This is a genomic window from Prevotella jejuni, assembly GCF_900187995.1.
Classification (GTDB): domain Bacteria; phylum Bacteroidota; class Bacteroidia; order Bacteroidales; family Bacteroidaceae; genus Prevotella; species Prevotella jejuni.
Genome location: NZ_FZNZ01000069.1, coordinates 1 through 5,648 on the forward strand (window position 1 = coordinate 1; position 5,648 = coordinate 5,648).

A 5,648-nucleotide genomic window follows, 5' to 3' on the forward strand; every position below is an offset into this window, starting at 1 on the left:
TTCATGTTCTTGAAGTTTGGTCACTACAAAGATACATAATACTAGCTTTTTATATATAACTAATCAGAGATATCTATCCATTTAACGGAAGAACCAATTTTGTTTGTGCAGGGGCAGTTGCCTTTGGAGCCGGTGCTGTAGCAGGTGTTGCAACCTTTGCAGTCGGAGCCTGTATGTGTGTGCCTGGTCCAGGTTGGGTAACCGCAGCTATCATTGCTGCCGTTGTTGTGGGTGCATTGATTTTTGCCGGCTGCAAATGTGCGAGTGCTGCAGCAACACGTTCCTGGCTTCCTACCACGACATCACAGCGTTCCAAATTAAACGGTGCTCCTCTGCTGACATTAACTTCCCAGATGACCTGCCCAGCAGAAGGTGGAATCATCACAGCACAAGAAACTTTTTGGGAAGCCTGGGGCACACAGACTATAACAAATCTCGGTCATATATCTAACTTTGCCTTTGGTTTCCTTGTCGGACGAGGTGGTGCCTCTATGGTGGCTGAAGCAGGTACGGCAGCAGCAGGTGCCTCGTCAGCGGGACAGGCTGCAACAACCTTTGCCCGCACGTTCGGCAAGAGTTTTCTCAATACTGCTAAGAAGAACCTCGTTCAGCAGTTCACGGGTTGGAAGCAGGGAGGCATGTTCTGTCGTTTCATGAAAGGATTTGGTCTTTATGGTGAATTCAAGGCTCATTATGACATCTGGACAGATGACGAAATGAGCACTTGGGAAAAAGTCAAGGCAAGCGGTATGTCGCTCATCCTTGATGTCTTTGCAGCCAAGGGTGCGACAACTGTCTGTTTCCCTGCTGGTACGAAGGTGCATACACAGTGGGGACTGGCTGATATAGAAAAACTGGAAGTTGGCGTACCTGTTTTAACCTACAATGAGGAAACAGATGAGCAGGAATACAAGAAGGTAAAGAAGGTCATGCGTCGTATGACACGACGTATGTGCGCCTTGGAACTTTCAAACGGTACGATACTTGAGGTAACACCTGAACACCGCTTCTTCAGCAATGGCGAATGGACACCGATTGAGGAACTAAATGTTAATGACACCCTGCAACTGAAAGATAATTCCATCGTTGTCATTGAGAATAAGATTATTTTCCCTACCTTTGTAGAGGTCTATAATCTGGAGATTGAGGACAATGAAAACTATTATGTCACAGAAGAGGGAGTGCTGGTGCATAATGGATGTAATGATGCTGCAAATAAAACAGAAGATCCACCTGGAACTTTCAGGGATAGTAACGGAAAACTGAGAAATAGTGATGGAACTTTTGCCAATGACCCCTCTGCTGTAAAAAAGACAAAAATAGGTGAAGAATATCAAAGAAATATGTCCGAAAGACAAAAAGCGTTATTAAGAGATGCAGATGATCCCCATGCAGATTTATCTGATGAAGCCCGTGAATTTATTAAGGAAAATAATGGTAAAAAAGTACCCGAAAACTATGAGGTTTCTCATGAAGAGCCACTTTATACAAGAAGCACACATGAAGCTAAAGCTGAAATTGATGTTGCAGAGAATATGAAAACGCAGCCGAAAGATGTCCATAGAGCAAGGCATAAAATATGTGGTGACCAATATCACCAATTCGGTCCTGCAAATAAACCTAAAATTATAAAATAGCATTGATTTGATTATGAATTATAAAGAGATTTCATCAGATTATGAAAAAGCTTCAAAAACTGATAGTTTTAAAGTGCACAATGATTTTCTGAATATCTTGTTACAGGATCATTCAGAATCAGGTATGGAACTTCATTATGCTTACTTTAACGAATCTGACAACAGTGATTTGAAAAGAATCTTAGGTAAGGGCTTCTTAAAAAGGGGAAAGAATGGTGTGTCTTTCTTATTGAGAAAACTAAGCAATGAGCCAGACAATCTTATAAAATCCAACATTATCCATCTGATAGGACTGTCACATGATAAAAAGTATTTATCCAATATTATCCCTTTCCTTAAAAATGAAGACTACGAAGTAAGATACAAGGCAATCATTGTATGTGGCTGGTTAGGCGACACGGATACTATTGACATTCTAAAAGAACATTATCCTTTTGAAAAAGTCAGCCTTTTAAGGGGCTTTACAGTCTCTGCCATGCGTCAGATTTTCTTTAGACACAAGGAAACAAAAGACAAGATAGTAGAATTTATCTATACAAAACTACCAGAAGAAACAGACTATAAAGCTCTTGCAATTATGATAGTAGTCCTTCAGGATCTCACAAGAACTAAATATGGTCTTAAGGAGGATTCGTACTCTGGTGAGGTTTCAGGCGATATTACAAAGGCAAAGTGCAAGATATTAAAACGTATAGACTTATGATAAAAATGTTTTGGAATGACAGTGAGTTGAACATTGGCGTTGCATCGAGTGATGCCATAGAAGCACCATTGAATTCAGTGCTTGATAAATTTTATGACTTGTCAGAAGCAGAAAACAGCTTTTTGGGATTAAAAAAGTCTGACAATGATATTATCCAGTTTGCATACCTAAGAGAAGATATTTGGCTGGTAGACATACCAGTCATGGCAGAAAGAGGCTCATATATGAAAGAATGTGAGTACCAGGATTGTGTAGATATTATCAGAAACTACTATACAGATTCGTGGAGGATTCCATCACAATTTACTCTAAGGAAATGGTAACGACTTGAGATAAATCAGTTCCTGCACCATTACCAGGCGTTGATAATACGATAATCAAGCCTTTGTAATGGTGTAACCAAAGCTTAGTAATCATTCAAGGTTGGAACTCTGTTTAGGTTGGTTATATAAATTACCTTTATCGCTTCTTCGGCAATGGCGAATGGACACCGATTGAGGAACTAAATGTTAATGACACCCTACAACTAAAAGATAATTCTATCGTTGTCATTGAGAATAAGATTATTTTCCCTACCTTTGTAGAGGTCTATAATCTGGAGTTGAGGACAATGAAAACTATTATGTCACAGAAGAGGGAGTGTTGGTGCATAATGGGTGCAATAACAAAGCCACGGTGAAAGAGGTAGATGCTGATACACACAAAGTAGAAGTTACTATTAGCAAGTCAGATTACCCGGAAACAGGTCAACATATTGAAGATGCTATAGTATCAGGCAAACCTGACATCGTAACAATTGCAAGAGATAAAGCTAAACAGAATAGAGCTAATTCATTGCGAGGAATTAAAACTAGACCTAAACTTGACAGGGATGAATGGCCTATGGCTATGTTTAAAGAAGGAGGAACAAATGCTGACATTAGACATATTAGCGCATCTGATAACCGAGGTGCTGGTAGTGCCATTGGAAATGCTCTGATAGATTATCCTAATGGTACAAAAGTAAAAGTAATAATAAAAAATAGATAACTATGATTAAAGAAAACATCTTAGTTTCTCATAACCAAATTATAATTCGTTCTGTTCCCTTTAATGAGGATATACAAAAATGGAATGAAGATAGTCTTGATAAAGGGATAATTTGGAATAAGAATTATATTGTCCTTGACCCTTTAGTCGATGACACCTTTGGCTGTTGGTTTCTTATTGATATGACTGAAGAGTTATTACCCAGTGAAACATCTATTAGGTCAGCTATTATTCCTTTTGAGGTAACTAATGAGACAGACCTCAGTATCAATACTGTGTCTGAGTCTGTAAAATTATATAAGAATCTAGCAATAAGTATAGAAGAACAACAGAATAAAGGAATTTATTTCCCTTTGAATACATTACAATCATATCGCTTTGAAGAAGGTAGTTATAGTATGTTGTTTGAGATCTGTATAGGTAAGCCAACGGATGATACTGAAGAAGATGAAGTCTATTATAGATTTATATTTAAAAAAGAACCATACCCTGTATTTAAAGTTTTGAAAGATGATCCATATGGCTGGAATACTCAGTTTTCATTGTAAAACTTTTATGGTTCTTGATACTCTTTCATAAAGCAAAATATAATTGAGATTGTTAGTATTAACTATAGTTTATTTTATCAAACACCTTCAGATGAAAACAAGGCTGTTTGAGAGAAAATACAATCAAGCGGTATGTCGCTCATCCTTGACGTCTTTGCGGCCAAGGGTGCAACAACTGTCTGTTTACCTGCTGGAACCAAAGTACAAACGCTGTGGGGACTGGCAGATATAGAGAAGCTAGAAGTTGGCGTACCTATTTTAACCTACACTGAGGAAACTAGTGAGCAGGAGTACAAAAAGGTAAAGAAGGTCATGCGTCGTATGACACGACGTATGTGTGCCTTGGAACTTTCAAACGGTACGACACTTGAGGTAACACCAGAGCACCGTTTCTTCTGCAATGGCGAATGGACACCGATTGAGGAACTAAATGTTAATGACACTCTTCAACTGAAAGATAATTCTATTGTTGTCATTGAGAATAAGATTATTTTCCCTACCTTTGTAGAGGTCTATAATCTGGAGATAGAAGACAATGAGAACTATTATGTCACGGAAGAGGGAGTGCTGGTGCATAATGGGTATAAAAATAAAGCTTCTGTAAAAGTTGTTGATGAAGTTACTCATGATGTTGAGGTTACTATAAGTAAATCTGACTATCCAGAAACGTGTTCTCATATAGAGGATGCCATAAATAAAGGTCATGAACAGTTTGTTACCATTGATAGGAAAATGGCTGCAAGTAATAGGGCTGAGTCTCTATCTGGTGTGCCAACCAAACCAGGATTTGATAGAGATGAATGGCCGATGGCAATGTTTAGTGAAGGTGGCAAAGGGGCTGATATTAGATATATAAATCCATCTGATAATAGAGGTGCTGGCAGTGCAATTGGAAATGCTTTAAAAGAATATCCAGACGGTACAATTGTTAAAATAATAATAGCTGATTAAAAATTATGGAAAATTTATTCAATGACGTTAGTTCAGAATTTCTTTATCGTATGCCTTTTAAAGAAATATTCAAAAATTGGGATTATACAAAGTCAGATACTGACGATAGGTTAGAATATCTGATGTATGCAGCCTATTGTTGTTATTTCAGCAAAAAAGACACACTAACAATAAAATTCTTGAAAGAATTGATAAAAGAAGAATTTAAAGGAGACTATGATAAATGGACTTGGGTAGAAGGAGGAATCCTTTTGCAAATACATATAGATCACTATAAAAACGATCAAATGAGACACAGATTAGAATCAACTTTTGATTATTTTAAAGATGATGCTGTTAGAAAAATTAACAGGAAAATCTTCCTAAGGAGAACGACAGGCTTCTTACTAAAGAAGAGAGTTTTCCCTTTTTCTGTAGAAGATAAAACTATAGACTTTTTGAAAGTTATTCCATATTTTAGTGAACTTATTTTTTTAAAAACCTTTAACGAGAGTGATATTACTAATGAAGAGTTATCTTCAAAGATTTCTTTAATAGAGGATAAAGTAACACAAGTTATTGATTCTTATTAACAAACCTTTAGTTCTATAATCAACTCGCAGAGGAGACTTCAAAACGTTGTTAGGGGTTTTCTCTTTTTTTGTTTCTCATACGTGAGGGAAATTAAGATGACCTCGTTTTCTTATTTTTCTAACTACTTTAAAATTATCTATCATGAGTTCATTTAGAGCAACATTGGAATTAGGTGGCAAGGAGTACGACGTACTCTATTCTAACTAC

At 37.2% G+C, this 5,648-nt stretch carries 8 protein-coding genes; 7 read left to right on the plus strand and 1 reads right to left on the minus strand.

Translation table 11 applies throughout. From position 1 onward, the window contains the following. Window positions 1-73 precede the first annotated feature (73 nt). Entirely contained in the window at window positions 74-382 is a 309-nt protein-coding gene (locus tag CHB62_RS15020) for a hypothetical protein (protein WP_176414884.1), read from the minus strand. On the opposite strand from CHB62_RS15020, the gene CHB62_RS14125 reads away from it, so the two are divergent. From CHB62_RS14125 to CHB62_RS14155, 7 genes are all read left to right on the plus strand, one after another. Next, window positions 354-1,637, plus strand: coding sequence for a Hint domain-containing protein (locus tag CHB62_RS14125; protein WP_176414885.1), 1,284 nt, complete (start codon window positions 354-356; stop codon window positions 1,635-1,637). The genes CHB62_RS15020 and CHB62_RS14125 overlap by 29 nt on opposite strands. 13 nt (window positions 1,638-1,650) lie before the next feature. Further along, window positions 1,651-2,340, plus strand: a complete 690-nt coding sequence (locus CHB62_RS14130) for a HEAT repeat domain-containing protein (RefSeq protein WP_089367333.1) — start codon at window positions 1,651-1,653, stop codon at window positions 2,338-2,340. Continuing rightward, window positions 2,337-2,663, plus strand: a complete 327-nt coding sequence (locus CHB62_RS14135; protein ID WP_089367334.1) for a hypothetical protein — start codon at window positions 2,337-2,339, stop codon at window positions 2,661-2,663. The genes CHB62_RS14130 and CHB62_RS14135 overlap by 4 nt, the downstream gene beginning before the upstream one ends. Before the next feature lie 352 nt (window positions 2,664-3,015). Continuing rightward, a complete protein-coding gene (locus CHB62_RS14140; protein WP_167386062.1) occupies window positions 3,016-3,369 on the plus strand; it encodes a NucA/NucB deoxyribonuclease domain-containing protein in 354 nt (117 codons plus the stop codon). A gap of 2 nt (window positions 3,370-3,371) precedes the next feature. Then, window positions 3,372-3,917, plus strand: coding sequence for a competence protein ComJ (gene comJ / locus CHB62_RS14145; protein WP_089367336.1), 546 nt, complete (start codon window positions 3,372-3,374; stop codon window positions 3,915-3,917). A 132-nt stretch (window positions 3,918-4,049) separates the two neighbouring features. Beyond that, entirely contained in the window at window positions 4,050-4,868 is an 819-nt protein-coding gene (locus CHB62_RS15445) for a polymorphic toxin-type HINT domain-containing protein (protein ID WP_089367337.1), read from the plus strand. 5 nt (window positions 4,869-4,873) lie between these two features. After that, window positions 4,874-5,440 (plus strand): DUF6707 family protein, encoded by a 567-nt coding sequence (locus tag CHB62_RS14155; RefSeq protein ID WP_089367338.1) that lies wholly within the window; start codon window positions 4,874-4,876, stop codon window positions 5,438-5,440. Window positions 5,441-5,648: the final 208 nt, after the last annotated feature.